This is a genomic window from Clostridium algidicarnis DSM 15099 (assembly GCF_002934235.1).
Classification (GTDB): domain Bacteria; phylum Bacillota; class Clostridia; order Clostridiales; family Clostridiaceae; genus Clostridium_L; species Clostridium_L algidicarnis.
This window is the reverse complement of the sequence record NZ_PTIS01000012.1, coordinates 33501-49421: the sequence shown is the minus strand read 5'-3', so window position 1 is coordinate 49421 and position 15921 is coordinate 33501. Positions and strand designations below refer to the sequence as shown.

Genomic DNA, 15921 nt, shown 5'->3' with positions numbered 1-15921 from the left:
TTGAATATTGTTGAAAATTTTAAAATGGCTTTAGATAGTATAAAGGCCAACAAGCTTAGATCATTCCTTACTATGTTAGGTATAATAATTGGTATAAGCTCTGTTATAACTATATTGGCATTAGGAAGAGGTGGAAAAAATAGTATAGTCGGGGAGTTCGAAAAAATAGGAGCATCAACTATTAATATAAAAGTTAATACACAAAAAGCTGAATCCTCTGATTATATTAACTTAGAAGATATAAGACAGATAAAAGAAAAGGTAGAGCTCATAAAATACATAACTCCTGTGTCTCAAAAGCAAGGCGTTATAAGAAGTGAAGATAAAAGCAAGGTGTCCATTATATCTGGCGGTAATGAAGATTTAAATTATATTCAAAACTTAGAGATTATTTATGGTAGGTTTTTCACTGAAAAAGAGGCCAATGAAGGAAAGCCTGTAGTTGTAATAGATGAGGTAGGGGCTAAAAGTCTTTTTGGATATGCAGATGTTATAGGAAAAACAGTTGTGATGGGACAAAAAACTTCGCCTAAAAAGGTTACAATAATAGGGGTTTATAAAAGCACAGGATTTTCCTATGGAGGAGTAGATGAAAATATCCCAGCATTTACTATAGTACCTATAGCAGTTTTAAAAAGTTTATTTCCTAATGATTTTGTAATTGATTCTATGATGATTGCAAGTAAAGATCAAGATAAGGGTGAAGAAGCTGCAACAAAGGCTATAAATATATTAGAAATAAGACATAATAATAGAGGTAGGGATCTTTATAAGGGGGAAAATATTTTAAAGCAACTAGACCAAATAAATAAGGTAGTAGACATATTTACCGCATTTATAGGGGCTGTAGCAGCAATATCTCTTTTAGTTGGAGGTATTGGAGTTATGAATATAATGTTAGTGTCTGTAACTGAAAGAACTAGGGAAATAGGCATTAGAAAAGCAATAGGGGCCACTACTAATACAATATTACTTCAATTTTTAGCAGAAGCTATTATAATTTCTTTGCTAGGAGGAGTTATTGGAATGATATTAGGTATTGGAGCCGCTTATATTATAGGTAGCTTTGTAAATATTACACCTATATTGTCATTACAATCTATTTTAGGTGTTATACTATTTTCTTCAGCAGTAGGAATATTTTTCGGAATATACCCTGCGCGTAAGGCTGCTAAATTAGACCCTATAGAAGCATTAAGATATGAATAAGAAATAAAATTTTCAATATATATTTAGAAGACTTCTCAAATTATGAGAGGTCTTCTATTTTTTAAAAAATATATTATAATAGTGTTTACAAAAAAAGAAAAATACTATACAATACAATTGAGAATGATTATTAATATTAATGTGAAAAGAAATAAAATATAATGTATAGAATTTACTATTAGAACAAAATATATAAGGAGTGATTATTATGAGTATACTGGTAATAGGTGGAGATAAGCTTGGAAATATTAAAGATTATTTAAGGGGAAATGGTTTTGAAACTATAAATCACATTACAGGAAGAAAAAAGGGCGATTTAAAGTTAGATATACCTGTAAATACTGACCTGGTTTTAGTTTTAACAGATTTTATAGGACATCAATTAAGTAAGACCATAAAAGGAAGAGTAAAAGAAAATGATACTAACATAATATATTCTAGAAGATCTATTAGTTACTTAGATCAAAATATAAAGCAATTTTTAAAAAATAATCAATAAAAATATTAAAGGATTGATTATATTGATAAAGTATATTACCTATAGTTATTTAAATAAGATAGAAAAGTTCCAAGATAATGATTATATTAAGGCTAAGATATATTATCATATAGCACCTACTATAAAACAAATAAAGCCTGCTTCAATAGTAACACTTACAAATGAAAAAAGAGATCTTTGTAATTTGTGGGACATTAACAAAGAAGAAGTATTACATGATTTAAAGTTGGATTATTTCAAAATCAGGGAAGATGAAAGGAGTAGCGGTATTATGATTTACAATAGAGATAAACTTGAAGAGGTAATTTATAATGAAGAAAGTTTAGAGTTTTTATTACAATATGGGTATAATAAAGATATGAATCTAAATGAAGTTTTATTTAAATTAAAAGAACGATTTTCTTTAGCCTGTCCTCATGAGATAGGATTATTTTTAGGATATCCTATTGATGATGTTAAAGACTTTATTGATAATAATAAAAAGTGCCTTGCTACTGGATATTGGAAGGTATATAACAACTTACCTTATGCAAAAAATCAATTTAAAAGATTTGATATAGCGAGGATAGATGTGATGACAGAAATAATTAAAAGTAATAAAGGAGTCAAAGGCTATAAAAATTAATATAATATACTTTAGAAAGGTTAAAATTAAAAAATATCACAATATATATAGTTGTGCATATAAATAAAAAGTAGAAGTTATAAAGTACATACTTTAAACTTCTACTTTTTATTTATATTTATATGGATTACTTATAGGTTAATGTGAGTTTTATTATATCTTTCATTATATTTCTTGCAAGATTACAAGGCATATTGTAGCACATTAAAGTTTTCATTATCATTGGATTATTACATTCTATCTTTCTTAATATTTTTTCCACATCTTTATCTTTACTTCTAAAATCATCGGAATAATTAACATGGTCAATTTCTCTACATCCCTTTGCGCAAGGATCATGAGTTGGAATCTTATTGTCCATTTTTGGCGGTATGTTACAAGGCGGTCCCATCATAGGATTTAACATATTAGGATTACCCATCATATGCATAGGACACATCATCATATTAGGGTTACACATCATATGCATATGTTGCATCATATTATTAGAAGGACACATCATATCCATAGGTTGCTGGAGCATGTTAGGATTACACATCATATCCATAGGTTGCATCATGTTAGGATTATACATCATACCTATAGAAGCTACCGTTGAATCTTCAGTGATTCTAAAATTGTCCTGCATATTAGAGATAACATCTGGATCTTGAACCCAAGGGACAAAGTTTATATCATCGTCTTTTTCCACAAAGGAGTCTTTTTCACACATAAAATAATACCTCCATTTTTAAACTACAATATATAATATGTAATCATATATAATTTGTTACAAGTTAAAATAATATTATAAAACAGTACCATATTATAAAGTAGATGAATATTAATAATATAACAGGGAGGAATTTTTATGTTTATAGATTATAAAAACTTTTTTTCTGAAATAGATCATTATATAAAGTTAGATACTGGTAAAATAGTGAAAACTATAAATTTTGATAATGCAGCTACTACACCGCCTTTTAAGTATGTACTTGATAATATAAAATACTTTTCATCTTACTATGGTTCAGTTCATAGAGGGGTAGGTTACAAGTCTAATATTTGTTCGAATTTCTATGAAGAGGCTAGGGTAGCTATACTAAAATATTTTATGGCACCTAGTGATGAATATACTGTTATCTTCACTAAAAATACTACAGAGAGCATAAATAAATTATCTAATAGATTAATTTATAATAAAGATGATGTAGTTCTTTCCTCCTATATGGAACACCATTCTAATGATTTGCCTTGGAGGGGTAAATGCAACTTAGATTATATAGACATAGATAAGGATGGAAGATTATCTATAGAAAGTCTTTATGAGAAGCTTGAATACTATAATGGAAGGGTTAAATATGTAACATTAACTGGAGCATCAAATGTTACAGGGTTTATTAATGATATATATATGATAGCTGAAATATGTCATAACTATGGAGCGGAAATTATAGTGGATGGAGCTCAGGTGGTACCTCATAAAAAGATATGTATTAAAAAAGATAATAGTAAGGCTGTTATAGATTATTTGGTATTTTCTGCACATAAGATGTATGCTCCCTTTGGCATAGGCGTAATTATAGGTAAAAAGAAGGCCTTTGATGGAGGAGAGCCCGATTGTAAAGGTGGAGGAACTGTGAAATTTGTTACTAGGGAAGAAGTGGTATGGGAGGATGTTCCTTTGAAGGAGGAGGCAGGTACACCAAATTTTATGGGGGTGGTTGCGCTTATTTCTTCATTAAAGGTTATGGAATATTTAAATATGGATATCATAGAAAGACATGAAAGAGAGCTTACAAGATATTTACTTTATAATTTAAATAAAAGAGAATATATAAGTATATATGGAAGCACTAAAATGGACAACGATAGATTAGGCATAGTGAGCTTTAATATAAAAGGACTTCATCATGAAAAGGTAGCCGAAATGCTATATAAATATTATGGAATTGAAGTTAGGTCAGGATGCTTTTGTGCTCAACCTTATGTACAAAGACTTCTTAAAATACCACCTAAAGAGATAAAATACTATAAAAGTAACTTGAATTTAGCAAAGCCTGGAATGGTTAGAGTGAGTTTTGGAATATACAACACAAAAGAAGAAATAGATTGTTTTATATCAGCACTAGACTATATTAATGGGAGGTATAATTATTTTAATAAGTTTTAAGTTTCAGATGGGATTTAAGCCCATCTGAAACTTAAAATATTTAAAAGTTATTTATTGAAAATATGATAGCTTGGTATACAATCCTTATATAATAATTCTACATTACCAGAAATAAGAGGATTTGCGTAGTTATAAAATAATTCATTTACACCATTACCTTCTTTATTGATCCAATCTCTAGGTATGTATTTAACATTGTTAGCCACAGTAGATGCTTTTATAGGAAAGGTTTCAGTTAAATAAGTGCTACCAGCCATTCTCTTAATTCCAACCATATATCCGGACATACCATCTTTCGCAAATCTAAGAGCGGCAGCACCAGAAACATAGGCTTCCTCCACGTCTATAGAAGAGGATATATGCATGGCACATCTTTGAAGTACCCCTAGTTCTAAGGACTTAACCCTAGTTGTTATATGATTATCTAAAATTAAACTCTTTAGATAATTTCCAACACCTCCTAATTGAGCATGTCCAAAGTTATCATGGCATTCCGCAGATTGAAGAGTAGATAAGAAGTTTCCATTATTATCCTTTAAACCTTCAGAGGCAACTATATATACATGATTTTGTTTTTTGAACTTTTCTTTAACATCCTTTATAAAGGCATCGGTATCAAAGGCTATCTCAGGAAGATATATAAAATCAGCTATAGGTTTATTATTAAGTTTTGCTAAAGAAGCACTAGCAGCAAGCCATCCTGCATCTCTTCCCATAGTTTCTAATATAAATATACCGTTATTTATATAAACTGAAGAATCTAAGTATGTTTCTAAAGCTACTGTGGATATAAACTTTGCAGCACTTCCAAAGCCAGGAGTGTGATCTGTTATTGGAAGGTCATTGTCTATGGTTTTAGGTATACCTATTATTTTAACATCTATATCTTTATTTTCAGCATATTTGCTAAGCTTTGAAACAGTATCCATAGAGTCATTTCCACCTATGTAAAAGAAGGCTTTAATGTTTAATTTCTGAAATATATCAAAGATTTTAATATATTCACTTTCATCGTTATTATAATCTTTCATTTTATATCTACAAGAACCTAATCCAGAAGAAGGGGTAAGTTTAAAGGTATCTAATATAAATTTATCACAGGTTGATAAATTTATTAGATTTTCATTTAAGATACCCTCTATACCATTTAACCCTCCGTACACTGTATTAAATATGTTTAATTTTGTATTTTCATCTACTAGACCTACAACGCTTGAATTTATAACAGAAGTAGGACCGCCAGATTGAGCAATAAGGCAATTACACATTACAATTATCTCCTTTACATATATGTTATATACTATATAAGTCATTATGAGTATAAAATATTCATCAATTAATAATATATAATATATAATAAGAAAAATAAAGACTTTTAACGAAATATATAAGGAAATGATAGTATCATATGATTAATATTAGAATTATTACCATCTTAATATTGTTTAAAAAGTTATTCTTTTAATATGATATTTGAATATATTTCTAAGTAAAATAATATATATTAATTAATACTGTCAGCATGTTTGAAAGGGGAAAAACATGACATTTTTATCTGTATTTGTAGTGGCTATTGCTTTATCTTTAGATGCCTTTGGAGTAGCACTAAGTATAGGAATTAATTCAAATATTAAGTTTAAGAATAAGGTATGCTTTTGTATGTCTTTTTCATTTTTCCAAACCTTATTTATGTTAATAGGTTCCTGTGGCAGCCTTATATTTAATAAGTATGTAAATTATACTTCTAGTATATTAGGAGGCATTATAGTAGCGGTAGTTGGTATAACAATGATAATGGAAGGTATGGAAGATAAAAATAAGTATATTTTTTTGAAGCCAAAGATGTGTATATTATTAGGCATATCCGTAAGTATAGATGCTTTAGTTATAGGATTTACATTTTTTGAGACCATAAATAGTTTAATGTTACTTATTGAAATAAGTTTATTTATAGGAATGGTAACTTGTATTCTTACAAGTATAGCATTTATAATAAGTATATTTTTTAGAAAAATAGAATTTATATGTAAGTATGCAGATTATATAGGAGGCATAATATTAATTATATTAGGACTTAAATTAATATTTTCGAGGTAAATAATCCCTTTGACTTTATAATATTATTTGTTATAATATTAGTGCATTTGCACATAATAAGTGTAATTGTGGGTGGGAGAGGGAAAGATATGAAGAGGAAAAGAATTGAATAAATTATTTGACTTAGATATTAATGAAACTACTAGAAAAAAAGAAATGTTAGCAGGGCTTACATCATTTTTTGCGGCTGCTTACATAATAGCGGTGAATCCTGCCATACTAGCAGATGCTGGCATACCTATGGAAGCGGCGGTTATAGCTACAGTGTTATCTACTTTTGTTGGATGTTTACTGTCAGCATTTTGGGGAAAGTCGCCAATGATATTGGTTCCTGGTATGGGAGTTAACGCTATGTTTTCTTACACCATAGTTAAAACTATGGGATTAACCTGGGAACAAGCATTAGCATCAGTGTTTATTGCAGGAATTTTGTTTGCGGTGGTAGCCTTTACAAAACTTGGAGAGATACTAACAAGATCAATTCCAACATCATTGAAAGAAGCTATAACTGTAGGAATAGGTCTTATGATTACCTTTATAGGACTTCAAAAGAGCGGAATAATAGTTTCAAATGAAACAACATTTGTAGCACTTGGAAGTCTTAGTGATCCAGCAGTTTATGTAACTCTTATAACACTTGTAATTACATTGGTGTTATTTGTGAAGAATGTTCAAGGTAACTTTCTTATAAGTATGTTTTTAGGAGTACTTCTTTCAGCAGCCTTTGGATTAATTGATTTATCACAGATTTCTTTCACGGGATTTTCTATTGGAGGATATAAAGAAGTAATAGGCCATATGGACTTTAGCAATATATTTTCAAGTTCATTTATTGTGTCCACATTTTCTATATTATTGGTACTTGTATTTGAAAATCTTGGATTAATCCATGGACAGATAAATGTAATGCTAGATAAACCTGAAAAGTTTAAAAGATCATTTCAGGCTACTGCTATGTCAGTTATTAATTGTGCTATAGTTGGAACAAGTCCAACAGTAGTATCAATTGAAGGTGCTGCAGGACTTGCTGCAGGTGGTAAAAGTGGGCTTACATCATTTACAGCAGGAATACTATTTTTACTATCTATAATATTTATGCCTATAATTAAAATTATACCTAATAGCGCTATAGCTCCTATTTTGATAATAATAGGTAGTTTAATGATTAAAAACGCATTAAATATAGATTTTAATGATTTTACAGAAGGATTTCCAGCTTTTTTGATTATTGCTATGATACCGCTTACCTTTAGCATAGTAGATGGCATGGCTTTTGGATTTGTGGCATATCCTATAGTAAAATTAGCTAGCAAAAAACATAAAGAAATATCAGTTCCTATGTATATAATATCCTTTATGTTTTTAATTAACTTCATACTACATGCTATTTAATATAGTGATAATATGATATAAAAGCAAAAAAAGATCACATTTTAAATGTGATCTTTTTTAATTACTATTGTTTATGATTTTTACAATCCTTACAAATACCCTTCATCTTTAGTTCGTGTTCCACTAATGTGAATCCTGTTTTATTTTTTACAAGCTCCTCAATTTGTTGCATTGGACATTGAAGTTCTACCTCTTTATGACAAAGACTGCATTCTAGTAAATGCTTGTGGTTATGCTTTTTTAATGTGTAATTATATGTGCCTTCGCCAAAATCGTATTTTTCTACAAGGCCTTTTTCTTCAAACAAATCTAAGCTTCGGTATACTGTTGATAAGTTTATGCTTATATTAGATTCTAAACATTTATTGTGGATGTATTCTGCAGTTATTCCACAATCACAATCAGCTATTATATTATAAATTATAATTCTTGCTTTAGTAGCTTTTATAGTCTTATTTTTCAATAATTCTGCTGTATTCATAAAATTCACCTACGATATTTATTTATTATCAATATTATAGTTAAAACTACTACAGACGTTAAAGCAATAGTACCTCCAGTAGCAGTATCTAACTTATAGGATATGAAAAATCCTGCAAATATATCTATAAATCCAAATAATATAGAATATAAAAGGGTACTTTTAAAACCTTTTTTTAGTTGCATAGCTGTAGCAACAGGCACAACTATCATTGAAGAGATAACAAGCACTCCGAGTATTCTTATGGATATAGATATTGTAGCAGCTACTATAAGAGTGAAGATATAGTTAACTAAAGATACATTTACTCCAGAAACTTTAGCACCCTCTTCATCAAAGGTAGCATAGATTAATTTATTGTATAGAAAGAATATAAATATGAAAGATATAGCACCTATTATAGCCATCCATATTAAATCTGTCTTTGAAACTGTTAGCATGTTTCCAAATAATATAGAATTAACACTTGAACCTGCTTTCCCTGTACTCATTATTAAAATTGCTATACCTATACTAAGGGTTAGTATTATAGACATTACAAGTTCTGAATATTTTTTATAATAGTTTCTTAAATATTCAATTAGAAGGCCACAGGCGGATGTGAAAATGAAAGATGTAATAATAGGATTTAAACCTGATACTAAACCTATAGCTATACCAGCAAAGGAAGCATGAGATAGGGTATCACCCATCATGGAATATCTTTTAAGAACTAAAAACAACCCTACAAAGGGACAGAGTATGGATACAAAAAGTCCTGCCATTAAGGCATTTCTCATAAATTCAAATTGCAACATGTAAATCTACCTTTCGTTATAAACATTTAAAATTTTATCTCTATATTCCTTAGCATTATACAAAATACCATTTCCAGTGTCGGAATTTAGCTCATATATATGAGTAGAGTTTTTTAGAACAGCGTCTAAATTGTGTTCAACAGATATAACAGTAATATTATTTTCTGTATTTAAGGATTTTATTATAGCATATATTTCTTTTTGACTTTGAAAATCAATTCCTGTGGATGGCTCGTCTAAAATTATAAGTTTTGGAGATCCCATCAAAGCTCTAGCTATGAATATCTTTTGTTGTTGCCCACCAGAAAGGCTCCCTATTAATTTATTTTTGTAAGCTGTCATAGAAACTATTTCTAAACTCTTATCAATGGCTTTGGCATCATTTATTTTACACACCTTTTTGTGATTAGATAATAATTCATGAACAGTTATTGGAAATTCAGAATTAAAACTGTCAAGTTTTTGAGGAACATAAGCAATATTTGATGTATTTACTTTAATATCGCCTTTTATTGGTTTTAATAATCCTAACACAAGTTTTATTAAAGTGCTTTTGGCACTGCCGTTTTCACCTACTATTGAAAAATAACTGCCCGTTGGAATGGTCAAATTCACGTGATCTAATATGTATGGTTTAGCGCCTTCATAGGAAAAGCATAAGTCTTTTATTATAATCAAATATTTCAGCTCCCTGTATTTTAAATTGTATGTTGACAATGATTACCTCGTATATTATTATATACTTAATGCAAATGATTTGCAAGAGAAAAGATAGGCTAGGAGGAAAAAATGAAAAAGAAGTTATTTAAAATTATAGGACCACTGTGTGTGGTGATATTATTATCATCTTGTGTAAATAAAAAGGAGGCAGGAGACAATAAGGCTCAAGCAGAAGAAAAGATATTTGTAGTATCTAGCTTTAATGCTATGACTGAATTTGCTATGGCTATAGGCGGAGAAAAAATTGATATTACAACTATAGTACCAAGTGGAGTAGAAGCGCACGATTTTGAGCCTAAAGCAAAAGATATGAAAAATATGTCTAAGGCGGATTTATTTATATATAATGGTTTAGAAATGGAGCACTGGGCAGATGACATATTAAAAAGTGTAGATAATAAAAATTTGGTAGTAGTCGAAGCATCTAAAGGTGCAGATTTAATAAAAAGTTCTAAAGAGGAAGAACATGAACATGGTCAGTTTGATCCTCACGTTTGGTTAAGTCTTAAAGAAGCTAAGGTAGAGGCTAATAATATAAAAGAAGCTTTAGTTAAGATAGATTCTTCTAATAAAGACTATTACGAAGAAAATTACAAAAGATTTGAAAAAGAACTGGATGACTTAAAAGATGAGTACCAAAGTAAGATACAGCCACTTGAAAATAAAACATTTGTAACAGGTCATGCAGCTTTTGCCTATTTATGTAGGGATTTTGGACTTCACCAATATAGTGTGGAGGATGTTTTTGCAGAGGGAGAACCTACACCACAAAAGATTAAGGAATTGGTAGGCATTGGGAAAAAGGTAAGTTTAAAAACTGTATTTACGGAAGAAAATGTTAGCCCTAAGGTCTCGGAGACTTTAGCTAGAGAGATTGGTGCGAAGACAGATACTATTAATACTTTAGAGTCAGAGGGTAATTATATAGAAACTATGAGAGAAAACTTACAGAAGATATATGAAAGTTTAAATTAATAAGCAAGAAGAAAGTTTAGGATGTTTTAAAGGTATAACTAATATATAATAAGTATAGGCTTACAAATTATAAGAGTAAGTTTATTTAACTTAGAGTATAGGGTTTAGCTTTAAACATCCTATTTAATTTAGTATATTATATGTTAAGATATATTTTAAAACTTTAAGTAGGCATAAAAATAAGGGATTATAAATAAGGAGGATTATTATGGATTTTTCATCATTAGTAATTATGGAGAAAGAAAAAGATACTAATTTGTTTTTAAGAGAACTTGGTAGCTACGAAGTAAGAGACGGGGGTAATTATGTAAGAAAACTATTTTGTATAGATGGTATTGTAAGTGTTTACTTTGATACTGATAAGGATGTAGAAGAATGGGAATATTCAGCTATATTTGATTTGTTTGATACAGAAGCTTTTGTAGAAAAAGGATATGAAATAAAAGATAAAGATGAGGAATATAATCCTACATGGGTTATAAACTTTCCTTATGATGAGAAGAGAGAAATTATGAGCTATAAAATAAATGAAATATGTAATTTAATAGATGAATGCTTTAAAAAAGTCTATTTAGATATGAAAGGTAAGAAAGAAGATTATATTTAAGAGTTCAATAATAATATCACAACAGATTAATTAATGATATATACAGAATCAAGAATCTTCATACTATTGTAATAGTAATTTAAGTTTTGCTATGATACAGTATTTATATATGGTTTATTAAAGGAGGGGTTTTTATGACAGAAGTAAAAAGATTAAAAACAAGAGAGGAAATAGCTTCAGAGTACAAATGGAATATAGAAAAGGTATATAAAGATTCAAGAAGGTGGGAAGAAGATTTTCAGCAGCTAAAGATAGAAGCTTTAAAGCTGAAGGAATTTCCAGGGACACTTAGTGATCCTAAAAATTTAATAGCATATCTTAATTTAAAAGAAAAGATATCAAGAAAAGCAGAAGTATTATTTGTATACGCTCATCTTAAATCAGATGAAGATACAGCTAACACAGAATTTCAAACTATAAAGGAAAAGATAGATGGCTATTTAGCGGAACTTTCTAGTATAAATGCATTTTTTGTTCCAGAAATATTATCATTAAATGAAGAAGAATTATTGAAGAACATAGACGAAATACAGGAACTAAATATGTATAAGTTCTTTTTCAAGCAGATAATTATAATGAAACCTCATACACTTTCTAGAGAACTTGAAGAAATGCTTGCTTCTGTTTCAGATTGTCTTGAAGCTCCAGGTAATATATTTGGTATGCTTACTAATGCAGATATGACATTTCCAAATATAAAGGATGAAAATAATAAAGAGGTTGAACTTACAGAGGTTAATTATGCAACCTTTATAAGGTCAAAGGATAGAAGAGTTAGGGAAGAAGCTTTTAAGGCTTTATTTAATACGTATAGTAAATTTAAAAATACTTTAACTAGTTCTTTAACATCTTCAGTAAAAAACTTTATATTTGTATCAAAGGCTAATAAATATGAGTCATCTTTAGAGAGTTCATTAAAGCCAAATAATATACCAGTAGAAGTTTATTATAAATCTATAGATACTATAAACAAGAATTTAGATTCACTTCATAGGTATGTAAGTGTGAAAAAAAGATTACTAGGATTAGATGAGATGCATATGTATGACTTATATGTTCCTGTAATAGATATACCAAAAGAACATATTGAATTTGAGGAAGCTATTAAAATAGTAAAAGAAGGTTTAAAGCCACTTGGAGAAGAATATTTAAATATATTTAAAGAGGGCGTAGATAATGGATGGGTAGATGTATTTGAAAACAAAGGTAAAAGAGGGGGAGCATATTCTTGGGGATGTCATGATACTATGCCCTATGTTCTTTTAAACTATAACTATAGCATAAATGATGTCTCTACCTTCGCACATGAGATGGGTCATTCTATACATTCATATTATTCAAGAAAGAATCAACCACAGGTATATTCTAATTATACTTTATTTTGTGCTGAGGTTGCTTCAACTACAAATGAAGCACTTTTAATTCACCACCTTATAGATAAAGAAGAGGACGAAAATAAAAAGTTATACTTAATAAATCAAGAATTAGAACAAATAAGAACTACAGTATTCAGACAACTTATGTTTGCTGAATTTGAAATCTTAGTTCACGATAGTATAGAAAATGGGAAACCATTAAATAGTAAGGATTTATGCGGTATATGGCATGACTTAAATGTTAAGTACTTTGGACCTGATATGATTGTAGATGAGGGAATAGATATGGAATGGGCAAGAATACCACATTTTTATTCTGACTTTTATGTTTATCAGTATGCTACAGGTTATGCGGCTGCAAGTGCCTTTGCAAAAACTATATTAGAAGACAATGAAAATGCATTAGAAAAATACAAAGGATTCTTAAAAAGTGGGGGTAGTGATTATCCTATTAATATCCTAAAAACAGCAGGAGTTGATATGACTACATCAAAACCTTTAGAAGCTACTATAGCTAGATTTAATGAGCTTTTAGATATGCTAGAAAAATAACCTGGATAAATTTTAAATTATAAGGTGAAGGTGTATTGAGACTTCACCTTTTTTAATTTATACTAATGTAGTAGGGGTAGTATATTTAAATAATGTAGTCAAAGGAACTATTATTCATATATACTTATTTTGTTAAAGTAAAAAAGAATTTTACGAGGTGAATTATGCGGATAGAATTTATATTAAAAGTTAAACCTGGTGATATACTAGCAAAAAGTATATTTTCTAGTGATGGAAAGATACTCTTAAGGGCTGGAGTTAGTTTAACACTTAATTATATAAATAGACTAAAACAATTAGAGGTGCTTTATGTTTATATAGAAGATAAGAGACTTTCAGATTTAGACTTAGAAGATATAAGGCTTAATGAATTAAAAGTAGATACATTAAAAGGTATTAGTAGCATAGTAAAAAAGATCACCTTAAATGATAGAGTGGATATTAGGGATTCCTTAATTAAAGTAGAAGAACTTATGAACTACATAATAGAGTTTGGAGATATAAATAAAAGTTTAAATGATATAAAAACCCATGATAATTATACATTTGTACATAGTATTGATACTGGAATAATGGCTGCGTTTTTAGGTATAAATATGGACTTTAAACGATCAGATATTATAAATCTTGGAATTGCAGCTACACTTCATGATATGGGAAAGGTGAAAATAAGTAAGGATATATTAAACAAATCACAAGGGCTTTCAAATGTTGAATATTTAGAAATAAAGAAACATCCAATATATGGGGCAGATATATTAAGGTCAAACACGGACCTTTCTGTAAAGGTAACAGATGCCGTATTACAACATCATGAGAGGGTGGATGGAACAGGATATCCATTTGGACTAAAAGGTAATGATATATGTCTTAATGCAAAAATAATATCAGTTTGTGATGTATACGATGCAGTTAGTAATGATAGAAGTTATAGAACAAAATTTAATCCAAAGGATTCTTATGAACTTATACTAGCGGGATCAGGAAAGTTCTTTGATGAAGAGGTGGTTAAAGTATTTAAGGAAACCTTTGCAGTATACCCACTAGGTTCATGTCTAAAACTTTCAGATGGAGTAGAAGGATATGTAATAAAGCAAAACAAGGGATTTCCTGATAGACCAGTAATAAGGGTGCTTTATCGTGGAGAGGACAAAACACCTATAAAATTTTATGAAGTAAACTTATTAGAACATATAAATTTATCTGTAGAATGTGTCTACTAAGCATACAAAAAATTATGATTCAAAGTAATGGATAAAGATTGAAATAAGTATAAAGGTTGCTTAATTTGTTGAAAATAGCTTAAGTATTATGTAAGATAGAATCATTACAATGAAAATATTAATTTATAATATATAGATTAATTAAAAAGTGAGGATGTATGAGAGAAAAGTATATTAATAATATTATTTCATCTTTGATAAAAGAGTATGGATTCAGTTTAGAAGAGTATAATACAGCAGAGGATAATTCTAAAAATCTTTTAGCTATAAAGTATGAGAATGAAAATGCCTTTGTAGTGACATTTTCTACCAAAGAAGACTTCGCAAACAAAAGTTTCTTAGCACTAGAATATATGAGGGAAAAAGGCATTAAGGCATTAAGTCTTAACAATATAATAATAGATAAATTTACAAATGATCATTTAGATATATTAGAAAATCAAAACTATAATTTTATAATATTAGATTCGGACAATGGTGGATTGGTTGGGAGTAGTGATCAGATAAAAAACTTCGCAGGATTAATTTCAAAGCTTGCTCAAAATGATAAAAGTGGTAACACTAAAAAAAGAAACCTTAAAAAGTCAATAAATGAATATAAAGCTACATACACACTTATAGGAATAAATATATTTATATTTATGATATCAGCTTATTTATCTAAGAGTATATTTGACATAGACATAAAGGTATTGTTACTTCTAGGTGCTAAAAATAATCAATTAATAAATGCAGGGCAGTATTACAGATTATTTATGGCCATGTTTTTACACGGAGGTTTGCTACATTTAGGATTAAATATGTATGCCCTTAGAACTACAGGTGAAATAGTAGAGAGCTTTTATGGGAGAAAGAAATTTTTGATTATATATTTTCTTTCAGGCATTACCTCATCACTAGCTTCTTATATATTTTCACAAAGTACATCAGTAGGTGCTTCAGGTGCAATATTTGGACTTTTAGGGGCTTGCCTTATTTTTGCATATAAAATGAAAGAAAAAATAGGGAAAGAATTTTTAAGGAACATATTATCAGTTATAGTTGTTAATATATTAATAGGTGCTACCATACCTAATATAGATAATTTTGGTCACCTAGGAGGACTTGTAGGAGGCCTTATAATTTCTTTTATATTATTTAAAGAATAAAATGTCTTTAAAAACTAATTATATTTTGGATTATTTAGTAAAGGGAAGTGGATTAATATGCTAATTTC

At 29.0% G+C, this 15921-nt stretch carries 16 protein-coding genes; 11 read left to right on the top strand and 5 right to left on the bottom strand.

The annotated features are described in order from the left end of the window. The 3 genes from BD821_RS09120 (at nt 1) to BD821_RS09110 (ending at nt 2333) form a co-directional block, all read left to right on the top strand. Nucleotides 1-1209 (top strand): ABC transporter permease, encoded by a 1209-nt coding sequence (locus BD821_RS09120; RefSeq protein WP_104410209.1) that lies wholly within the window; start codon nt 1-3, stop codon nt 1207-1209. Nucleotides 1210-1417: 208 nt separating this feature from the next. Continuing rightward, entirely contained in the window at nt 1418-1708 is a 291-nt protein-coding gene (locus BD821_RS09115) for a DUF2325 domain-containing protein (RefSeq protein ID WP_029450944.1), read from the top strand. 22 nt (nt 1709-1730) lie between these two features. Continuing rightward, on the top strand, nt 1731-2333 hold the full coding sequence (locus tag BD821_RS09110; protein ID WP_169994092.1) for a DUF3793 family protein: 603 nt from the start codon (nt 1731-1733) through the stop codon (nt 2331-2333). 127 nt (nt 2334-2460) lie between these two features. On the opposite strand, the gene BD821_RS09105 is transcribed toward BD821_RS09110, so the two are convergent. Beyond that, entirely contained in the window at nt 2461-3045 is a 585-nt protein-coding gene (locus BD821_RS09105) for a hypothetical protein (protein ID WP_104410207.1), read from the bottom strand. A 138-nt stretch (nt 3046-3183) separates the two neighbouring features. Between BD821_RS09105 and BD821_RS09100 the strand changes: the two genes are divergently transcribed. Beyond that, nucleotides 3184-4485: an aminotransferase class V-fold PLP-dependent enzyme gene (locus tag BD821_RS09100; RefSeq protein WP_104410206.1), complete on the top strand. Its 1302-nt coding sequence runs from the start codon at nt 3184-3186 to the stop codon at nt 4483-4485. 47 nt (nt 4486-4532) lie between these two features. Here BD821_RS09100 and BD821_RS09095 read toward each other — a convergent pair whose 3' ends face one another. Beyond that, complete coding sequence (locus BD821_RS09095) at nt 4533-5753, bottom strand: 6-phosphofructokinase (RefSeq protein ID WP_104410205.1); 1221 nt, start codon at nt 5751-5753, stop codon at nt 4533-4535. Between the two features lie 274 nt (nt 5754-6027). Between BD821_RS09095 and BD821_RS09090 the strand changes: the two genes are divergently transcribed. Both BD821_RS09090 and BD821_RS09085 read left to right on the top strand, forming a co-directional pair. Further along, nucleotides 6028-6582, top strand: a complete 555-nt coding sequence (locus tag BD821_RS09090) for a manganese efflux pump MntP (RefSeq protein ID WP_104410204.1) — start codon at nt 6028-6030, stop codon at nt 6580-6582. Nucleotides 6583-6738: 156 nt separating this feature from the next. After that, nucleotides 6739-7974 (top strand): NCS2 family permease, encoded by a 1236-nt coding sequence (locus BD821_RS09085; RefSeq protein ID WP_104410233.1) that lies wholly within the window; start codon nt 6739-6741, stop codon nt 7972-7974. Nucleotides 7975-8038: 64 nt separating this feature from the next. On the opposite strand, the gene BD821_RS09080 is transcribed toward BD821_RS09085, so the two are convergent. The 3 genes from BD821_RS09080 to BD821_RS09070 are packed head-to-tail and all read right to left on the bottom strand — an operon-like array spanning nt 8039 to nt 9930. Further along, complete coding sequence (locus tag BD821_RS09080; protein ID WP_104410203.1) at nt 8039-8455, bottom strand: Fur family transcriptional regulator; 417 nt, start codon at nt 8453-8455, stop codon at nt 8039-8041. Nucleotides 8456-8460: 5 nt separating this feature from the next. After that, nucleotides 8461-9252 carry a metal ABC transporter permease gene (locus BD821_RS09075; protein ID WP_104410202.1) on the bottom strand — a complete coding sequence of 264 codons (792 nt, stop codon included), beginning with the start codon at nt 9250-9252 and terminating at the stop codon, nt 8461-8463. Between the two features lie 6 nt (nt 9253-9258). Continuing rightward, entirely contained in the window at nt 9259-9930 is a 672-nt protein-coding gene (locus BD821_RS09070) for a metal ABC transporter ATP-binding protein (protein ID WP_104410201.1), read from the bottom strand. Nucleotides 9931-10041: 111 nt separating this feature from the next. Between BD821_RS09070 and BD821_RS09065 the strand changes: the two genes are divergently transcribed. The 5 genes from BD821_RS09065 (at nt 10042) to BD821_RS09045 (ending at nt 15853) form a co-directional block, all read left to right on the top strand. Further along, a complete protein-coding gene (locus BD821_RS09065) occupies nt 10042-10947 on the top strand; it encodes a metal ABC transporter substrate-binding protein (protein ID WP_104410200.1) in 906 nt (301 codons plus the stop codon). A gap of 208 nt (nt 10948-11155) precedes the next feature. Further along, nucleotides 11156-11554, top strand: a complete 399-nt coding sequence (locus tag BD821_RS09060; RefSeq protein ID WP_104410199.1) for a DUF6762 family protein — start codon at nt 11156-11158, stop codon at nt 11552-11554. 134 nt (nt 11555-11688) lie between these two features. Next, complete coding sequence (gene pepF / locus BD821_RS09055; RefSeq protein ID WP_104410198.1) at nt 11689-13482, top strand: oligoendopeptidase F; 1794 nt, start codon at nt 11689-11691, stop codon at nt 13480-13482. Nucleotides 13483-13646: 164 nt separating this feature from the next. Further along, on the top strand, nt 13647-14705 hold the full coding sequence (locus tag BD821_RS09050; protein ID WP_104410197.1) for an HD-GYP domain-containing protein: 1059 nt from the start codon (nt 13647-13649) through the stop codon (nt 14703-14705). Between the two features lie 158 nt (nt 14706-14863). Beyond that, entirely contained in the window at nt 14864-15853 is a 990-nt protein-coding gene (locus tag BD821_RS09045) for a rhomboid family intramembrane serine protease (RefSeq protein WP_104410196.1), read from the top strand. Nucleotides 15854-15921 lie beyond the last annotated feature (68 nt).

Bases quoted from the DNA above. Each gene is read 5' to 3' on its own strand.
- BD821_RS09115 (WP_029450944.1), top strand. From the start codon at position 1,418: ATGAGTATACTGGTAATAGGTGGAGATAAGCTTGGAAATATTAAAGAT.
- BD821_RS09105 (WP_104410207.1), bottom strand. From the start codon at position 3,045: ATGTGTGAAAAAGACTCCTTTGTGGAAAAAGACGATGATATAAACTTT.
- BD821_RS09100 (WP_104410206.1), top strand. From the start codon at position 3,184: ATGTTTATAGATTATAAAAACTTTTTTTCTGAAATAGATCATTATATA.
- BD821_RS09095 (WP_104410205.1), bottom strand. From the start codon at position 5,753: ATGTGTAATTGCCTTATTGCTCAATCTGGCGGTCCTACTTCTGTTATA.
- BD821_RS09090 (WP_104410204.1), top strand. From the start codon at position 6,028: ATGACATTTTTATCTGTATTTGTAGTGGCTATTGCTTTATCTTTAGAT.
- BD821_RS09085 (WP_104410233.1), top strand. From the start codon at position 6,739: ATGTTAGCAGGGCTTACATCATTTTTTGCGGCTGCTTACATAATAGCG.
- BD821_RS09080 (WP_104410203.1), bottom strand. From the start codon at position 8,455: ATGAATACAGCAGAATTATTGAAAAATAAGACTATAAAAGCTACTAAA.
- BD821_RS09075 (WP_104410202.1), bottom strand. From the start codon at position 9,252: ATGTTGCAATTTGAATTTATGAGAAATGCCTTAATGGCAGGACTTTTT.
- BD821_RS09065 (WP_104410200.1), top strand. From the start codon at position 10,042: ATGAAAAAGAAGTTATTTAAAATTATAGGACCACTGTGTGTGGTGATA.
- BD821_RS09060 (WP_104410199.1), top strand. From the start codon at position 11,156: ATGGATTTTTCATCATTAGTAATTATGGAGAAAGAAAAAGATACTAAT.
- pepF (WP_104410198.1), top strand. From the start codon at position 11,689: ATGACAGAAGTAAAAAGATTAAAAACAAGAGAGGAAATAGCTTCAGAG.
- BD821_RS09050 (WP_104410197.1), top strand. From the start codon at position 13,647: ATGCGGATAGAATTTATATTAAAAGTTAAACCTGGTGATATACTAGCA.
- BD821_RS09045 (WP_104410196.1), top strand. From the start codon at position 14,864: ATGAGAGAAAAGTATATTAATAATATTATTTCATCTTTGATAAAAGAG.